At 68.6% G+C, this 16,548-nt stretch carries 15 protein-coding genes; 14 read left to right on the forward strand and 1 reads right to left on the reverse strand.

From position 1 onward, the window contains the following. Nucleotides 1-395 precede the first annotated feature (395 nt). From EER30_RS41385 to EER30_RS41435, 11 genes are all read left to right on the forward strand, one after another. Nucleotides 396-2,360: an alpha-1,4-glucan--maltose-1-phosphate maltosyltransferase gene (locus EER30_RS41385; protein WP_127507423.1), complete on the forward strand. Its 1,965-nt coding sequence runs from the start codon at nucleotides 396-398 to the stop codon at nucleotides 2,358-2,360. A gap of 37 nt (nucleotides 2,361-2,397) precedes the next feature. After that, nucleotides 2,398-4,179: a maltose alpha-D-glucosyltransferase gene (gene treS, locus EER30_RS41390; RefSeq protein WP_127507425.1), complete on the forward strand. Its 1,782-nt coding sequence runs from the start codon at nucleotides 2,398-2,400 to the stop codon at nucleotides 4,177-4,179. Then, complete coding sequence (locus EER30_RS41395; protein WP_127507427.1) at nucleotides 4,176-5,486, forward strand: maltokinase N-terminal cap-like domain-containing protein; 1,311 nt, start codon at nucleotides 4,176-4,178, stop codon at nucleotides 5,484-5,486. Before treS ends, EER30_RS41395 begins: the two co-directional genes overlap by 4 nt. Before the next feature lie 62 nt (nucleotides 5,487-5,548). Then, complete coding sequence (gene glgB / locus EER30_RS41400; RefSeq protein WP_127507453.1) at nucleotides 5,549-7,654, forward strand: 1,4-alpha-glucan branching protein GlgB; 2,106 nt, start codon at nucleotides 5,549-5,551, stop codon at nucleotides 7,652-7,654. A gap of 305 nt (nucleotides 7,655-7,959) precedes the next feature. Continuing rightward, nucleotides 7,960-8,124, forward strand: coding sequence for a hypothetical protein (locus EER30_RS47650; protein ID WP_164842679.1), 165 nt, complete (start codon nucleotides 7,960-7,962; stop codon nucleotides 8,122-8,124). A gap of 34 nt (nucleotides 8,125-8,158) precedes the next feature. Continuing rightward, nucleotides 8,159-9,322: an FxsB family cyclophane-forming radical SAM/SPASM peptide maturase gene (locus tag EER30_RS41410; RefSeq protein ID WP_240670646.1), complete on the forward strand. Its 1,164-nt coding sequence runs from the start codon at nucleotides 8,159-8,161 to the stop codon at nucleotides 9,320-9,322. Further along, nucleotides 9,312-11,000 carry an HEXXH motif domain-containing protein gene (locus tag EER30_RS41415; RefSeq protein WP_127507431.1) on the forward strand — a complete coding sequence of 563 codons (1,689 nt, stop codon included), beginning with the start codon at nucleotides 9,312-9,314 and terminating at the stop codon, nucleotides 10,998-11,000. Before EER30_RS41410 ends, EER30_RS41415 begins: the two co-directional genes overlap by 11 nt. After that, complete coding sequence (locus tag EER30_RS41420; RefSeq protein ID WP_164842680.1) at nucleotides 10,997-12,316, forward strand: MFS transporter; 1,320 nt, start codon at nucleotides 10,997-10,999, stop codon at nucleotides 12,314-12,316. The genes EER30_RS41415 and EER30_RS41420 overlap by 4 nt, the downstream gene beginning before the upstream one ends. 30 nt (nucleotides 12,317-12,346) lie before the next feature. Continuing rightward, the gene (locus tag EER30_RS41425; protein WP_127507435.1) at nucleotides 12,347-12,559 is read left to right on the forward strand and encodes a hypothetical protein; all 213 of its coding nucleotides are present in this window, start codon (nucleotides 12,347-12,349) and stop codon (nucleotides 12,557-12,559) included. 15 nt (nucleotides 12,560-12,574) lie between these two features. Beyond that, on the forward strand, nucleotides 12,575-13,339 hold the full coding sequence (locus tag EER30_RS41430) for a GNAT family N-acetyltransferase (RefSeq protein ID WP_127507437.1): 765 nt from the start codon (nucleotides 12,575-12,577) through the stop codon (nucleotides 13,337-13,339). Between the two features lie 10 nt (nucleotides 13,340-13,349). Beyond that, nucleotides 13,350-13,859, forward strand: a complete 510-nt coding sequence (locus EER30_RS41435) for an FBP domain-containing protein (RefSeq protein ID WP_127507439.1) — start codon at nucleotides 13,350-13,352, stop codon at nucleotides 13,857-13,859. An 83-nt stretch (nucleotides 13,860-13,942) separates the two neighbouring features. Here the strand turns inward: EER30_RS41435 and EER30_RS41440 are convergent, their stop codons facing one another. After that, complete coding sequence (locus tag EER30_RS41440; RefSeq protein ID WP_127507441.1) at nucleotides 13,943-14,320, reverse strand: VOC family protein; 378 nt, start codon at nucleotides 14,318-14,320, stop codon at nucleotides 13,943-13,945. 246 nt (nucleotides 14,321-14,566) lie between these two features. On the opposite strand from EER30_RS41440, the gene EER30_RS41445 reads away from it, so the two are divergent. From EER30_RS41445 to EER30_RS41455, 3 genes are all read left to right on the forward strand, one after another. Continuing rightward, a complete protein-coding gene (locus EER30_RS41445) occupies nucleotides 14,567-15,160 on the forward strand; it encodes a sigma-70 family RNA polymerase sigma factor (RefSeq protein WP_240670647.1) in 594 nt (197 codons plus the stop codon). An 80-nt stretch (nucleotides 15,161-15,240) separates the two neighbouring features. After that, on the forward strand, nucleotides 15,241-16,194 hold the full coding sequence (locus EER30_RS41450) for a hypothetical protein (RefSeq protein WP_127507443.1): 954 nt from the start codon (nucleotides 15,241-15,243) through the stop codon (nucleotides 16,192-16,194). Between the two features lie 72 nt (nucleotides 16,195-16,266). Further along, on the forward strand, nucleotides 16,267-16,548 hold a 282-nt coding region (locus EER30_RS41455), incomplete at its 3' end, for a transposase (RefSeq protein WP_164842681.1).

The following is a 16,548-nucleotide window of genomic DNA, read 5'->3' on the forward strand; positions in this document are numbered from 1 at the left end:
TGCAGGTGTGGCTGCCGGGACTCGTGCGCAGGAGGGTCTTGACGCGGCTCGGGGCCGAGCGGGACGAGGGACTGATCACGCCGATCGAGCCTCGCCCGCCGTTCCCGGGGTCGATCACCGTGCGAAAAGCGCCGAACCGGAAACGCGATTTTGCCTGCCGGTAACGTTCCGATGATCAGACTCGGTAAGCATGAGGGTGCGATCGGCGGGGCCGATTTGGCGGAATTCATCGGGGGCGCGAGACCGCGCCTGGATGAGCCGAGCCGAGCCGACTCCGGTAGGTTGGGCGCATCGGCACGCCATCGTTTGCGGCGCCTCCACAGCGGAGAAGTATGCCCTGACGGCGGTCTGGATTCGCCGAACTAGTCCGCGCCCTCCTGATTACGGTGGAGATCATGACCGGTCGTTTTCCCATCGAAGATGTGACGCCTTCGGTGTCCTGTGGCCGCTATCCCGCGAAAGCGGTCGTCGGTGAAATCGTGCCCGTCTCCGCCGTGTCCTATCGCGAAGGTCATCATGCGCTGGGGGTGAATGTGGTATGGCGCGGTCCCGACGGGGAGTCCGAGCCGTTCACCCGCATGCGTCCGGGCGAGCCCGGCCTCGACCAGTGGCACGGGTCGATCCGTCCCGACCGGGTGGGCCGGTGGACGTTCACCGTCGAGGCGTTCGAAGACCCGTACCGCACGTGGCGCGACGCCGTGGTGAAGAAGATCGGCGCCGGTCAGGGCCTGGAGGATCTGTCCAACGACATCTTCGAGGGCGCCGAGGTGCTCGATTTGGCCACGAAGATCGTCCCCACTGATCAAGAGGACCGGGTACGGGAGGCCGCCGCGGCCCTGCGTGACGAGCAGCGCTCGCTGTTCGCCCGGGTGTCGCCCGCGCTCGACCTGGAGGAACTGCTCTGGCACCACCCGGTTCGCCAGCTGGTGACGACCACCCGGTCGTACGCGGTCTGGGTCGACCGCAAGCGGGCGCTCTACTCGGCGTGGTACGAGTTCTTCCCCCGGTCGGAGGGCGCCGAGGTCGGCCCGGACGCGATCCCGATCAAGCACGGCACGTTCGCCACCGCGGCCGAGCGCATCCCGGCCGTCGCCGCCATGGGCTTCAACGTGCTCTACCTGCCCCCGATCCACCCGATCGGCAAGATCAACCGCAAGGGCCGTAACAACACCCTGGTCGCGCGGCCCGAAGACGTCGGCTCCCCGTGGGCGATCGGCTCCGACGAGGGCGGCCACGACGCGATCCACCCGCAGCTGGGCACGCTCGAGGACTTCCGCGCCTTCATCGCCACCGCCCGCGACAACGGCCTCGAGGTCGCGATGGACCTGGCCCTGCAGGTCGCGCCTGACCACCCGTGGGTCACGTCGAACCCCGAGTTCTTCACCCGCCGGGCCGACGGCACCATCGCCTTCGCCGAGAACCCGCCCAAGAAGTACCAGGACATCTATCCGCTGAACTGGGACAACGACTACAAGGCGCTGCGCGACGAGGTCTACCGCGTGGTCATGCACTGGGTCGACAACGGCGTGAAGATCTTCCGTGTCGACAACCCGCACACCAAGGCGCTGAATTTCTGGCAGTGGCTGATCGCCAAGGTCAAGGAGAACGACCCCGACGTGCTGTTCCTGGCCGAGGCGTTCACGCGGCCGGCGATGATGAACGGGCTCGGCAAGATCGGCTTCACGCAGTCGTACACGTACTTCACCTGGCGCACCACGGCCTGGGAGATGCGCGAGTACATGGAGCAGCTGCTGCAGACGATCGACTGGATGCGGCCCAACTTCTGGCCCAACACCCCCGACATCCTGCACGAGTCGCTGCAGCACGGCGGCCCGCCGATGTTCAAGATCCGGTCGGTGCTGGCAAGCATGCTTTCGCCGTCCTGGGGCATGTATGCGGGTTACGAACTCTTCGAGCACGTCGCTCGACCGGGTGCCGAGGAATACATCGACAACGAGAAGTTCGAGCTCAAGCCCCGCGACTGGGCGGGCGCCGAGCGGGCCGGCCGGTCCCTGGCGCCGTACCTGACCAAGCTGAACCGCATCCGCGACGAGAACCCCGCTCTGCACTGGCTGCGCAACCTCCAGTTCCACGACATCGACAACAGCGCGCTGCTGTGCTTCTCGAAGCGTGACCCCGAGACCGGAAACACGGTTCTTGTGGTGGTCAGCTTCGACTCGGCGACCGTGCAGTGGGGCAACACCGTGCTGAACATGCCGGCGCTCGGCATGGACTGGCACGAGCGGTTCACGGTGGTCGACCAGATCACCGGGGCCACGTACGAGTGGGGGCAGCACAACGCCGTGCGGATCGATCCGTACGTCGAGCCGGCACACGTCTTCGTGATCCAGCCGGCCTAGTTAACAGTCACCTGTGGGTGGGTAGGTGGGGAACCTGATGGACCTGAAAAACGATCTCGACCTAGATGCGGCGGCCGAGCACGACCCGGCCGAGGGCAGCCATGTCGAGGACGGGGTGGTCGAACACCCCACCGCCGACGACTTCGAGCACGCCCGGTCGCTGCCGGCCGACCGCACCTGGTTCCAGCGCGCCGTCTTCTACGAGGTGCTGGTCCGGGCGTTCTACGACTCCGGCACGGACGGCTCGGGCGACCTGCGCGGCCTGATCGAGCGGCTCGACTACCTGCAGTGGCTCGGCGTCGACTGCCTGTGGCTGCCGCCGTTCTACCAGTCACCGCTGCGTGACGGCGGCTACGACATCAGCGACTTCTACCGGGTGCTGCCCGAGTTCGGCACGGTCGAAGACTTCGTGGCCCTGCTCGACGCCGCCCACAAGCGCGGCATCCGGGTGATCACCGACCTGGTCATGAACCACACCTCCGACCAGCACGCCTGGTTCCAGGAGTCGCGGCGTGACCCCGACGGCCCGTACGGCGATTTCTATGTCTGGAGCGACACGAGCGACAAGTACAAGGACGCTCGTGTCATCTTCGTCGACACCGAGGAGTCGAACTGGACCTTCGACCCGGTGCGGCGGCAGTTCTTCTGGCACCGGTTCTTCTCCCACCAGCCCGACCTCAACTACGACAACCCGGCCGTGCAGAACGCGATGCTCGACGTGCTGCGGTTCTGGCTCGACCTGGGCATCGACGGCTTCCGGCTCGACGCGGTGCCCTACCTGTTCGAGCGCGAGGGCACCAACGGCGAGAACCTGCCCGAGACGCACGCCTTCCTCAAGCACTGCCGCAAGGTCATCGATGACGAGTTCCCGGGCCGGGTGCTGCTCGCCGAGGCCAACCAGTGGCCGGCCGACGTGGTCGAATACTTCGGCGACTCGAAGGCCGGCGGCGACGAGTGCCACATGGCGTTCCACTTCCCGCTGATGCCGCGCATCTTCATGGCCGTACGCCGTGAGTCGCGCTTCCCGATCTCGGAGATCCTGGCCCAGACGCCGGCCATCCCGGACAACTGCCAGTGGGGCATCTTCCTGCGCAACCACGACGAGCTCACCCTCGAGATGGTCACCGACGAAGAGCGCGACTACATGTTCACCGAGTACGCCAAAGACCCACGGATGAAGGCGAACGTCGGCATCCGTCGCCGGCTCGCCCCGCTGCTCGAGAACGACCGCAACCAGATCGAGCTGTTCACGGCGCTGCTGCTGTCGCTGCCCGGCTCGCCGGTGCTCTACTACGGCGACGAGATCGGCATGGGCGACAACATCTGGCTCGGCGACCGCGACGGTGTGCGGACGCCCATGCAGTGGACGCCCGACCGTAACGCCGGGTTCTCGACGGCCAACCCGGGCCGCCTCTACCTGCCGGCCAACCAGGACCCGGTCTACGGCTACCAGGCGGTGAACGTGGAGGCGCAGCGCGACAGTTCCACGTCGTTGCTGAACTGGACGCGTACGATGCTGGCCGTGCGACGCCGCCACGAAGCGTTCGCCGTCGGGACCTTCCGCGAACTCGGCGGATCGAACCCCTCGGTGCTGGCGTACCTGCGCGAGGACGGCGACGACGTCGTGCTGTGCGTGAACAACCTGTCGCGCTTCCCGCAACCGATCGAGCTGAACCTGCAGCACTGGAACGGGTACACCCCCGTCGAACTGACCGGGCATGTGAACTTCCCGCGCATCGGCCAGTTGCCGTACCTGCTGACGCTCCCCGGGCACGGCTTCTACTGGTTCCAGCTCTGCGGATCCGAGGAGAAGCAATGACGTTGCCCTTCGCCGAATGGCTGCCGCTGCAACGCTGGTACGCCGGCCGCTCCCGCACCCTGTCGTCGGTCAAGGAGGCGTCGTCCACAGCGCTCGACGACGCTCTCGACCTGGTACTGATCGACGTCGAGTACACCGACGGCAGTTCCGAGCGCTACCAGGTGATCGTGGCCTGGGAATCAGGCCCGGTCGTCGAGTTCAGCGAGGTCGCGACGATCGGCACCGACGGCGACCGTACGGGCTATGACGCTCTCTACAACCCGGGCGCCGCTCGCAAGCTGCTGGCCCTGATCGCGGCGGGCGGCACGGTCGGCGACGTCATCTTCGAGCCCGAGCCCGGCTCGGAGTTCCCGGTCGACGCGTGGCCGCGGGTCTTCGACGCCGAGCAGAGCAACACCAGCGTCATCTTCGAGCAGGACGCGATCCTCAAGATCTTCCGCCGCGTGTCGGCCGGGATCAACCCCGACATCGAGCTCAACCGGGTGCTCGGCCGCCGCGACAACCCGCACGTGGCCCGGCTGCTCGGCTCGTTCGAGACCACCGAGAGCGGCGAGCCGTGCCCGCTGGGCATGGTCACGGCGTACGCGGTCAACTCGGCCGAGGGGTGGGCGATGGCCACGGCCTCGGCCCGCGACCTGTTCGCCGACGCCGAGATGCGCGCCGACGAGGTGGGCGGCGACTTCCAGGGCGAGTCCTACCGGCTGGGTGAGGCGGTCGCGTCCGCGCACGCCGACCTGGCCGAGGCGCTGGGTACCGGCCCGTCGGTGTTCCCGGTCGACGCGATGCTGGCCCGGCTGCGCCACACCGCGCAGCAGGTCGCCGAGATCCAGCAGTACGTGCCGATGATCGAGCAGCAGTTCCGCGACCTCGACGGTGAGGCCATCGAGGTGCAGCGGGTGCACGGCGACCTGCACCTGGGCCAGGTACTGCGGGTGCCCGAGGGCTGGCTGCTCATCGACTTCGAGGGCGAGCCGGGCGCCCCGCTCGACCAGCGGCGCCTGCCCGACTCGCCGCTGCGGGACATCGCTGGGGTGCTGCGCTCCTACGAATACGCGGCCTACCAGTTGCTGGTCGACCAGGACGACGACGAGCACCTCGGGGCCCGCGCCCGGGAGTGGGTCGACCGCAACCGGGCCGCGTTCTGCGACGGCTACGCGAACGTGGCCGGGATCGACCCTCGCGAGCAGGGCGCGCTGCTGGCCGCCTACGAGCTCGACAAAGCGGTCTACGAGGCCGCGTACGAATCCCGGCACCGGCCCGGTTGGCTGCGCATCCCGCTGCGGTCCATCGCCCGGCTCGTGAACTGATAAAGGAGAACCCCCTCGTGATCGGCCACACCAGCTCCTCGCTCGCCGCCGACCAGCGCGCCATGAACAGCGTGGTGGCCGGTGACACCCACGACCCGCACGGGATTCTCGGCGCGCACCCGGGCGGCGGGAACACGATCATCCGTACGCTCCGCAAGGGGGCCAAGGCCGTCACGCTGGTCTACGAGGGCGAGCGCGTCGAGATGACCCGGGTGCAGGACGACGGGGTGTTCGCCGCCGAGGTGCCCGGCCTGGTGCTCGACTACCGGGTCGAGGTCGACGGCGTCCTGTACGACGACCCGTACCGTCATCTGCCCACGCTGGGCGAGCTCGACCTGCACCTGATCGGCGAGGGCCGGCACGAGAAGCTGTGGAAGGTGCTCGGCGCGCAGCCCCGCGAGCAGGGGGTCGGGTTCGCGGTGTGGGCGCCGAGTGCGCGCGGTGTGCAGGTGATCGGCGACTTCACCGGCTGGGGCCCGTACGCCGGGTGGCCGATGCGTTCGCTCGGCTCGAGCGGCGTGTGGGAGATCTACCTGCCCGACGCGACCGTCGGCGCGAAGTACAAGTTCAAGATCCTCGGACGGGACGGGGTGTGGCGCGAGCACGCCGACCCGCTCGCCCAGCACACCGAGGTGCCGCCGGCCACCGCGTCGGTGGTGTACGAGTCGGCGTACGAGTGGCAGGACGCCGAGTGGCTCCAGCAGCGGGCCGGCAAGGCGTGGCACCAGGAGCCGATGAGCGTGTACGAGGTGCACCTGGGCTCGTGGCGGCCGGGACTCTCGTACACCGAGCTGGCCGATCAGCTCGTGGCATACGTACTGGAAACGGGTTTCACCCACGTCGAGATGATGCCCGTCATGGAGCACCCGTTCGGCGGCTCCTGGGGTTACCAGGTCACCGGCTACTACGCCCCGACCTCGCGTTTCGGCACGCCCGACGAGTTCCGTTTCCTGGTCGACAAGCTGCACCAGGCCGGCATCGGCGTGATCCTCGACTGGGTTCCGGCGCACTTCCCCAAGGACGAGTGGGCTCTCGCGCGCTTCGACGGCACCCCGCTGTACGAGCACGGCGACTGGCGCCGCGGCGAACACCCCGACTGGGGCACGTACGTGTTCGACTTCGGGCGTACGGAGGTGCGGAACTTCCTGGTCGCCAACGCGCTCTACTGGTGCGAGGAGTTCCACGCCGACGGTCTGCGGGTCGACGCGGTGGCCTCGATGCTCTACCTGGACTACTCGCGCAAGGACGGCGAGTGGACCCCGAACCAGTACGGCGGCCGCGAGAACCTCGACGCGATCAGTTTCCTGCAGGAGATGAACGCGACCGTCTACAAGAACTACCCCGGCGCGATCACGATCGCCGAGGAGTCGACCGCGTGGCCGGGCGTCACCCGCCCCACCCACCTGGGCGGCCTCGGGTTCGGGTTCAAGTGGAACATGGGCTGGATGAACGACACCTTGTCCTACATGGAGAAGGAGCCGATCTACCGCCAGTGGCACCACCACCAGATGACCTTCGCCACCGTGTACGCCTGGAGCGAGAACTACATCCTGCCGATCAGCCACGACGAGGTCGTGCACGGCAAGGGCTCGCTGACCGGCAAGATGCCCGGCGACCTGTGGCAGAAGCTGGCCAACACGCGGGCGCTGCTCGGGTTCATGTGGGCCTTCACCGGCAAGCAGCTCATCTTCATGGGTGCCGAGCTGGGCGACCTGCGCGAGTGGAGCGAGGAGCGCGGCCTCGACTGGAACCTGCTCGACGACCCGCAGTTCGGCGGCATCCAGCACCTGGTCAAAGACCTGAACCGGGTCTACCGGGAGACGCCGGCGCTGTGGACGCAGGACACCGAGGCGAGCGGCTTCCGGTGGATCACCAGCGAGGACTCACAGCACAACACGTTCTCGTTCGTCCGGTTCGCGCCGAACGGCGACGTGCTGGCCTGCGTCGTGAACTTCGCGGCGGTTCCGCACGAGGGCTACCGCATCGGCCTGCCCCGGCCCGGCCGCTGGGACGAGGTCATCAACACCGACAGCGAGCTGTACGGCGGTTCGGGCGTGGGCAACCTCGGCGGGGTCGAGACCGACGCCATGCCGTGGCACGGGTTCGACCAGTCGGTGTCGCTGCGGGTGCCGCCGCTGGGCGCGGTCTGGCTGCGCCTGTCCGCTTGACATTCCTCTGTGGGCGAACAACACCGCGCGGATCGTCGTGCGGACGCGGTAGCCTACCCGAATTGGGTCGTCTTTTGTGGACATCTGTCACGAATCTGACTGGCGGGTTCAATCATTTGACCTCGGTCAATAGGTTCGACTCGGCCCGTCGGTGGGAAAGGTCCCCTGGCGGGCCGAGGCTCCCCCCTGTCGGGCCGAGGCTCTCCCCCCGGGCGGGCCGGGCTCTTCTCCGGGCGGGCCGAGGCTCTCCCCATGTCGGGCCCAGGCTCTCCTCCGGGCGGGCCGAGCGATCGGAGGATGTGCTGATGGACGGTCAGTCGGTGGAGGCCATCGACCTCGGGCAGGTCGACGACGACCTGCTGGCCGAGCTCAGCCCCGCCCTGCGCGCGGCGATCGCGCGGGTCTACGCCGCCGACGACCTCGACGAGGGCCCGGGCGGGTTCAACTCGTTCGTCGACGCCGACCTCTAGCCACATGTGGCCCGACGGCCTCGACGTCGCCGCAATGACCACGCGGGGATGGCGGCCCAAGCCGTTCCACCAGTTCGTCGTCAAGATTCACAGCCGGTGCAACCTGGCCTGCGACTACTGCTACGTCTACGAGTCGGCCGATCAGGGGTGGCGTGATCAGCCTCGGGTGATGAGTTCGGCCGTCTTCACCACGGCCTGCCAGAACATCGCCGCGCACGCGGAATCATCGGTCAGCCTCGTCCTCCACGGCGGGGAGCCGCTGCTGGTGGGGGCCGAGCATCTCGACCGGCTGGCCGGGATCGCGACTCGCGTGCTGGGGTCGCGGGTCCGGCTGGGGCTGCAGACCAACGGGCTGCTCTTCGACCCGGCGATCGCGTCCGTTTGTGAGCGCTGGGGCATTCGCGTGGCGGTCAGCGTCGACGGGGACGCGGCGGGCCACGATCGTCACCGTCGGTTCGGGGACGGGCGCGGGAGCCACTCCGGGGTTTTGCGAGGGATCTCCCTGCTGCGTTCAAAGCCCGATGTGTACGCCGGGTTGCTGTGCACCGTGGATCTCTCGAACGACGCGGTGGGGACCTACGAGGCGCTGCTCGCACTGGAGCCGCCGACGGTCGACTTTCTGCTGCCGCACGGGAACTGGAACCAGCCCCCGCCCCGGCGCTTCGAGAGCGACCCCCCGGCGTACGGGCAGTGGTTGGCTCGGATCTTCGACCGGTGGTTCGACGCACCCGTTCGTGAGACGGGGGTCCGGCTCTTCGACGACATCCTCGCGCTGACGCTGGGTGGCCGCGGAACGTCCGAATCCGTGGGGCTGCAACCGATCCGGGTCGCCGTGATCGAAACCGACGGGTCGGTGGAGCAGGTCGACACGCTGAAGACCGCCTTCGCCGGCGCCACGCGGGTACCGCTCGGTGGGGGCGGCAATCCGCTGGACACGGCGCTGATGTCGCCGCCGATGGTCGCGCGGCAGATCGGGCGCGAGGCCCTCTGCGACACCTGCCGCTCGTGCGCGATCAGCGAGATCTGCGGCGCGGGCAACTACACGCACCGATACCGCGCGGGCAGCGGCTTCCTCAATCCGTCGGTCTACTGCCCCGACCTGCAGTTCCTGATCGGCCACATCCGCGACCGGGTGCTGGCTTCGCTCCCACCCGGGGTATTGGTCTCACTCCCCTCGAGGACCGCTGATGGAGCCTAGGCAGCTCGCACGCGACCTCGGCGGCGGGTTCGGGTCGCCGCCGGGTCTCGCGCTGCTCGGTGCGGGGCAGGCCCGGAAGCGGTCGGTGCTGCTGCGCATGCTGCTCAACGACGCCGATCGTCACTCCGGCGCGGCGCGGGCCCGGCTGCCGGAGGCGTACGAATATCTCGTCGAAACCCGGAAGGCCGACGAGCTGCTCGCCTATCCGAACGTCGGGCCGTGGCTCGTGCACGCCGTGCGCCGGCTCGGAAATCTGATCTCGTCGGACGTGCCGGTCTGGGCCGACCTGGCCTACCTGGGATGGGTGGCGGCGGCGCACTTCGTGACGACGCGGCGCGAGGGCAGCATCGACGTGATCGTGCGGGACGGGGAGGTCATGCTGCCGGGGCTCGGGCTGGCCCGGCTCGACACGCCGGGGACGCACACCGAGGCCACGATCTCGGTCAGCGGCGGGCGCATCGAGATGACGACCGAGCGGGCGCGGCTGATCCTGCGCGATCCGGGCGCCACCTCGGACGAACGGTGGTTGCCACTGCGCAAGCTCGGGGCGACGTACTCGGGTCTGCGAACGGTGTATCTCGACGACATCGACCCGTTTCGCGACCTGTCCGACCCGTACACGAAAGCGCAGTTGACCTCGCCGCCGCCCCGGCTGACGGCGGTCGAGGCGGCGGCCTGGTCGCGGGCGTTCGTCGGGGCGCTCGAGATTCTGCGGCGGCATCACGAGGGATACTCGGCGGGCATCGACGAGGTGCTGCGGGCGGTCGTGCCGCTGACCGCCACGCCGGTCGCCAACGGAGTCAGCAACACATCGCTGCACGCCTATGGAAGCGTGAACATGAGCGCGGCGGGTGGGCCGCACCAGTTCGCACTCACACTGATCCACGAATGCCAGCATCTGAAACTGACCGCGCTGACCGACCAGGTCGAGCTGCAGAAGCCGTCGACCGTCAAGGACCTGTACGCCCCGTGGCGCGACGACCCTCGGCCGCTGTCGGGGTTGTTGCAGGGGATCTACGCACACATCGGGGTCACCGATTTCTGGCGTGTCCATCGGCGTACGGCGGAGTCCCCGCTCGCCGACGTCGAGTTCGCGCGGTGGCGGGCCCAGGTGCGGCAGGCGCTGCTGGTGGCGGCCGGGTCGCCGTTGCTGACCGAGGACGGCGTGGCCTTCGTACGGGCCATGGGTGTGGCTGTTCGGCACTGGTCGTCGGAGAACGTGCCACCGCGGCTCGAGTCGCTGGCCCGGGAGGCGTCGGCCGGTCATCTCGTGGCCTGGCGCGTGCGGAACATGGCCGTGCCGTCGTTGCCTTTGCGCGCCGATCTCGACCCGCACGGTATGCCGCCGTCCCAGGTCGTGGCAACGCCCGCGGGGTCGCGCGATCGGCTGCCGGTCGGCTATCTCAAGCTGAACCGGGCCGCGGGGTTGCCGGCCTCGCCCGCGCCCGCGTCGGATCTCGCGTACGCCGAGGGTGACTACGAGCGGGCGCTGACCCTCTACAACGACGAGATCCGTTCTTCTCCGTCTCCCGAGGCGTGGGCCGGTTTTGCGCTCTGCCTGCGTCACCTCGCCGGGGAGGAGCAGTCGGCGGCGCTGTTCCGGCGGCCCGAGGTGGTGGCTGCCCTCTATCACCAGGAACCCTGCGACATCGTCGAACTCACGGCCTGGCTGTCGTGACCCTGCTGAAAAACCAGAGATTTCTGCTGTTGTGGAGCGGTAACGCGCTCTCCCTGGTCGGCACGTCGGGTGTCCGACTCGCCTATCCGCTGCTGGCGCTGACCCTGTTCGACTCCCCCTCGCTCGCCGGATGGATCGCGTTCGCCGCCGCCGTACCGACGCTGTTGCTGCAGGTGCCGGCGGGTCTCGCGGCCGACACGGTGAACCGGCGCCTCGTCATGCTGCTCGCGTCGGCGGCCGGCCTGATCGCCACGACGGCGGTGCTGCTGGCCTCGGCGCTCGACCTGCGCGGCACGGCGATCATCCTGGTCGTCGCCGCGGTCGTCGAGGGCTGCGCGTACGTCTTCTTCAGCATCGCCGAGGTCGGCGCGGTCCGCGATGTGGTGGACGAGCGGCACCGCACGGTCGCGTTCTCGTTCCTGGAGGCCGAACAACCCATCGGCAACCTCGCCGGGCGCGCGGTCGGTGGCGCGTTGTTCGACCTGTCGCGCTGGGCGCCGTTCCTCCTCAACGCTTTCTCGTACGTCTTCTGCCTGGTCACCCTGGCCCGAATGCCCTCGCGACTGTTCGACCCCCGCCCGTCCGCGGCGGCACCCGCTCCGGACCCGTTCGTGGAGGCGCCCACTCCGGACCCGTTCGTGGGGGCGCCCGCTCCGGACCAGTCCTGGGGCGGCACCGCTCTCGGGCGGGTCACCGGCTTCTGGCAACGGATGAGCGAAGGCCTCGTCTGGCTGTGGCGAATCCCCTACTTACGTCTGACCACCGTCATAACCGGCGTCACCAACGTCCTTTTCCAATGCATCTTCCTCCTGATCCTCGTCGTAACGACCCGCGACGGCCGTCCCGTGTGGACGGTCGGCGCGATCCTGGCCGCGGCCGGCGTCGGCGGCATCCTGGGCTCGGTCGTCGCGCCTCGCCTCGAACGCGCGGCGTCGCCCCGAGCGCTGTTCCTGATCTGCGTGTGGGCCTGGACGGCGCTGTTGGCGCTGGTGGCCCTGAGTACGCACACGTTGGTGCTGGTCGTCGCGTGGGGCGGCGTCGGCGCGGTCGGCTCGGTGGTCTCGGTGACGCTGACCGTCACCCGAGCTCGCGCCGTCCCCGATGGCGCCCTGGGCCGCATCGTCAGCGCCGCCTCGGTCATCACCGACGGCGCCGTACCGGTCGGCGCGGTGCTGGGCGGCTACCTGCTGGCCACGGCCGGCCCCGAGGTCACCGCCCGAGTGGTCCTGGCCGCCATGCTGATAGCGGCCGTCCTCTGCACCCGCCTGCTGCGCCCCGCCCCGGCCTCCTCGCTCTCAGACTTCGTCCCCGAGTAACCGCCCCACCCTCCGGCTCAAAGGCCGACGATGTGCGGGGCGGGCGACGTAAGGGCGCCGAACTCGACGGCGAAGGTCGGCCGATCACCGAATCTGGCGAACATCGGCGTCGAAGCCATCGACGTCAAGGTCATCGAGCACATGCATATGCTTCCCGAAGACGTCACCGGCCGCGTCATCGTCCGGCGGGTCTGGCCCGACGAGGGCCTGTGGTGCTATGACGAGCTGGACGAAGACGGCTGAGCGAGACGCCACGTCGTGGTCCGTGCCGGCACGGGCGAGTTCCTGGCGGCCGGCTCTCTCGATGAGTGGATGGAAGCCCGCCAGACCGGTGGCGTCGACGCCGGCATCGCCTACGAACGCCGTTACGGCCGCCTGCCCGACGCCGCTTTTCCACAACCGTCCCCGACCTGGACCCACCGCTCGAGCCGTTCGACCGCGACGAGTTCGAGCGCTTGTGGCGGCGGGGCCGCGCTTTCCTCGGCGGGCCGTGACAATCAGCAGGTGATGCTGGTTCCGTTCACCGCCGAGCTGCTGCCGACGGTGCAGGTGTGGTTCGAGGATGCCGAGGTGCGCCGGTGGCTCGGCGGGCCGGATTGGCCGGCCCAGTCGCTGCGCATGCACGGGCAGGGGCTCGGCGAGGAGTTCCGCGGGCGGCGGGTGCTGCGCGACCACTCGTGGGTAGCGCTCGACGACGACGGCGAACCGGTCGGCTTGATCGGCGGCGAGGTCTACGACCACTGGGACGAAACGGCGGGCCCGGCGATGGGGCTGGCCTATGTCGTCGACCCGCGGCGGTGGCGGCAGGGTTACGGTGCCGCGATGCTGCGCGCCGTCGTCGGATCCGACGAGGTGGCGGATGTCGTGGTGTTCGCGGCGGGCATCGAACCGGAAAACAAGGCCAGCGTGCGATGTGCGGTCGCGGCCGGCTTCCGGCCCGAGAACGGTGAGCCCGATCACGAGGGCATCGTCCACCACCTGCTGCGGCGAAATCCGGGTGACCAGGATGCCCGGCTCGGTTAGGTTCGCCGGAATGGAAGCACTGACCGAGAAGGAGATCCGGGGCTCCTTCGTCAACTGCAGCAAGGGCGAGGCCGGGCGGATCAGGATGCCGGCCGGTTTCGCCGACGAGTCGACCCGGTGGGACGACCTCGACTTTCTCGGCTGGACCGATCCGGGGGCGCCGTTGCGGGCGCTGCTGGTCGTGCCGGGCGATAACGGGCCCACCGGCCTGGTGCTGCGCCGGCCCGAGTCGCGCCGCGCCAGCGCGTTGCGGTCGAGCATGTGCCAGGTCTGCCTGACCGAGCACGCGTCGTCTGGGGTGGCGCTCTTCGTGGCGCCGCTGTCCGGCGCGGCCGGGCGCAACGGCAACACGGTCGGCGAATACCTCTGCGCCGACCTGGCCTGCTCGCTCTATCTGCGCGGCAAACGCAAGCCGAAGATGCGCCTGGTCCACCGCGAGGAGACCCTGACCCTCGACGAACGCATCACCCGTGCGCTGACCAACCTGCGCGCCTTCACCGACCGGGTGGTCGCCGGCTGATGGCCCGAACCCGGAGCTCCCCCGGACAAGACCCAGGCCTCGCCGGCAACGGCGAGGCCTTCTTCGTGCGGGCCAGAACCGGCTCAGTCCCAGCTCGTCGCGTGCTGGTCGAAGTCGGCGCTGTGGCGGGGGATGACGCAGGCGATGTGGCCGCCGGGCACGCGCAGGATGCGGCAGTCGAGCCACTGGTCGATCTGTTCGGCGCCCAGGGCGATCAGACGGGCGGTCTCGGCGTCGAGGTCGTCGGTCTCGAAGTCGACGTGGAAGCGGGCGCTGTCGTCGACCGCCTGCACGGCCAGCGTCAGGCCGGGCAGGGCACCCGGCAGCGACGTGAACTGCTCCTCGCCGGGGACCGGCCGGGCCGGCACGCCGAGCGCCCGCGACCAGAACGTCGCGGCCGTGGCCGCCGAGGCGGTCGGGACGTCGATGAGAATGGTTGACAGCCGACTGCGGTGGGCCATCGTCGTTACCTTTCCTCGAAGCGAGCGGGGCCGGCCGGAGCGGCGGCCGGCCGGAGCCCACGAGCTCGATCAGCACGCGGAACCCCGTCCACATCCACGCGGGCACTCAACCACACGGATACGACAGGTTTCAGGACGTCGGCTCGGGGTCGGGCTCCGAGCCGGTCCGCCGGGACCCGAGGAAACATCGCCTCTCGCCCCACTAAGGAAGAAACCTACACTTTTCACCCGTTTTGCTATAGATTGATGAACATCGATCAAACGCGCTCATTACTTGCACGACTCGATCCACCGAGCGCGCTGCACGGGGACGCACGCCAATCACGGGGCCGGGTGAGCTGTTCGATGGAGAGCAGGCGAAATGAAGCAGAGTTCGAGAGATTCGCGCGAACCATCCGACGATGGTTACGTCGTGAGGCCTACGACGTCTGCGGCGACTGGCACGAGGCAGACGACCTGGTTCAGGTAGCGCTCTACCAGATCTACCGCAACTGGAGCCGACTGGACCGCCGCGACGGACTCGGCGCCTACGCACGGCGCGTCGTAGTGCACAGCTTCATCAGCGAACGCCGCAGGAAACGCTGGCGACATGAAGTTCTGGCGCTGGAAGCGGTGGAGACCGAACAGAGCGCCGCCCCGCAAGTCGACGTCGATGTCCGAGTGGCGCTGCTCCCGGCGCTCAAGCGGCTGGGTTCGCGTCAGCGCGCCGTACTGACCCTTCGGTTCCTGCGTGACCTCAGCGTCGAGGAGACCGCCAGAGAGCTGGGCTGCGCTACCAGCACGGTGACGAGCCAAACAGTGCGAGCGCTCAACACACTGCGGCGCGATGTCGAATTCTGACGGCGACGTGCAGCGCGCCGCTCGCACCACCGCGTGTACGGAGTACCACTCATTGAGCACATAACGGGAGGAACTACTCGATGAGACTGTCTCGCGCATTGGCTGTCGCCGCCGCAGGACTGGTAGTCGCGCCCCTGCTGACCAGCGGGAGCGGACTGGCGGCACCCGCTGCGGGCAGCAACACCTGGCAGCCCGCGCTCATCTCAACGGAACCGCTCTACGACGGCTCCGCAGTCCGCATGCGCTACACGGAGGGAATCACCGTCGTCGCTGGCGCAGGCGCCAAGGTCTATTTCACAAGCTCGGACTCCGGCCGGATGACTTCCGACGGCCGGCGCGTCCACAACAGGTCCGTCCAGGTGAGCGAACCGCAGGGCGTCAGCCGGGGCGGAGCTGCTGCGGCGAAATACGCTGACACCGGCCGCAGCGTCTACTCCGACGCTGTTGCGGCGGGTTTCAGCCCGGCGAAAGCCCGGCAGCAGGCCCGAACGCAGGACGGCGCACTACTGGCTGAGCCGCCCATCGCCGCATCGGGATGCGTCTACAGCGAGACCAATTATCCCGATTCCGACTTCGAGTGGTCCGGCTGCTACCGGCTCTACAACGTCGACGACGCGGACGCCAACGCCTGGTACGGCGCAGGGTCGGGCACCGCGCACGGGTGGGGCACCGGCGTGCTGGGCGGCGGCAAGGAACTCCAGAAGGGATACAGCGAGGTCTCCTGGAGCGGCAGCGGCGCAGAAATAATTGAAGCGTCGCCCGCAGCAAACACGACCAGCAGCTCCAACTGCGGCACGTTCACCGTCGGGCTGAGCCAGATCGTCGAGCTTTCCTACCAGACGCCGCTCTGCAAGGACGGCTGGTGGGTGACGTGGAATCCGACGGTGCACAAGGTGGAATGGCACGGAGCAAGCGCCGGGGGTTCGAACGACAGCCGTTCAGCGTCGGGCGCAAGCACAGTGCGGTTGCCGTGGAGCACACCGACCGTCTACATGAACTATCGCATCGGCTGGACGTACGCCTGCTTCTGCTGACCGCGTACCGGATGGGCTTAGACCGCATCTCGATAGGGGTTGTTGAGGACCAACATCATTCGTTGTACGGGTGTGAGTGATGTGGAGAAGTACTGCCCGGAGTCGTTGTGGCACCTCGTGCAGCCGCTGCTGCCCGCCCACCCGGAAAGACACCAGGGCGGTGGGCGGCGACGCATCGATGATCGGGTCGCGGTAGCGGCGATCGTCTACGCCTTGCAGACCGGCTGTGCGTGGGACGCGTTGCCCGAGTCGTTCCCGATCTCCCGGGCGACCGCGCATCGCCGGTTCACCGAATGGGTGGAACAGGGCGTCATGCAGGCGTTTCACCAGGCGACGCTGGACGTTCTCGGTGCC

Origin of the sequence: Actinoplanes solisilvae (genome assembly GCF_003999975.1) — a bacterium.
Classification (GTDB): Bacteria; Actinomycetota; Actinomycetes; order Mycobacteriales; family Micromonosporaceae; genus Actinoplanes; species Actinoplanes solisilvae.

What these genes read in the sequence shown, in the direction of transcription:
- EER30_RS41385 (WP_127507423.1), top strand. Translation starts at nt 396, where the DNA reads ATGACCGGTCGTTTTCCCATCGAAGATGTGACGCCTTCGGTGTCCTGT.
- treS (WP_127507425.1), top strand. Translation starts at nt 2,398, where the DNA reads ATGGACCTGAAAAACGATCTCGACCTAGATGCGGCGGCCGAGCACGAC.
- EER30_RS41395 (WP_127507427.1), top strand. Translation starts at nt 4,176, where the DNA reads ATGACGTTGCCCTTCGCCGAATGGCTGCCGCTGCAACGCTGGTACGCC.
- glgB (WP_127507453.1), top strand. Translation starts at nt 5,549, where the DNA reads ATGAACAGCGTGGTGGCCGGTGACACCCACGACCCGCACGGGATTCTC.
- EER30_RS47650 (WP_164842679.1), top strand. Translation starts at nt 7,960, where the DNA reads ATGGACGGTCAGTCGGTGGAGGCCATCGACCTCGGGCAGGTCGACGAC.
- EER30_RS41410 (WP_240670646.1), top strand. Translation starts at nt 8,159, where the DNA reads ATGACCACGCGGGGATGGCGGCCCAAGCCGTTCCACCAGTTCGTCGTC.
- EER30_RS41415 (WP_127507431.1), top strand. Translation starts at nt 9,312, where the DNA reads ATGGAGCCTAGGCAGCTCGCACGCGACCTCGGCGGCGGGTTCGGGTCG.
- EER30_RS41425 (WP_127507435.1), top strand. Translation starts at nt 12,347, where the DNA reads ATGTGCGGGGCGGGCGACGTAAGGGCGCCGAACTCGACGGCGAAGGTC.
- EER30_RS41435 (WP_127507439.1), top strand. Translation starts at nt 13,350, where the DNA reads ATGGAAGCACTGACCGAGAAGGAGATCCGGGGCTCCTTCGTCAACTGC.
- EER30_RS41440 (WP_127507441.1), bottom strand. Translation starts at nt 14,320, where the DNA reads ATGGCCCACCGCAGTCGGCTGTCAACCATTCTCATCGACGTCCCGACC.
- EER30_RS41445 (WP_240670647.1), top strand. Translation starts at nt 14,567, where the DNA reads ATGAACATCGATCAAACGCGCTCATTACTTGCACGACTCGATCCACCG.
- EER30_RS41450 (WP_127507443.1), top strand. Translation starts at nt 15,241, where the DNA reads ATGAGACTGTCTCGCGCATTGGCTGTCGCCGCCGCAGGACTGGTAGTC.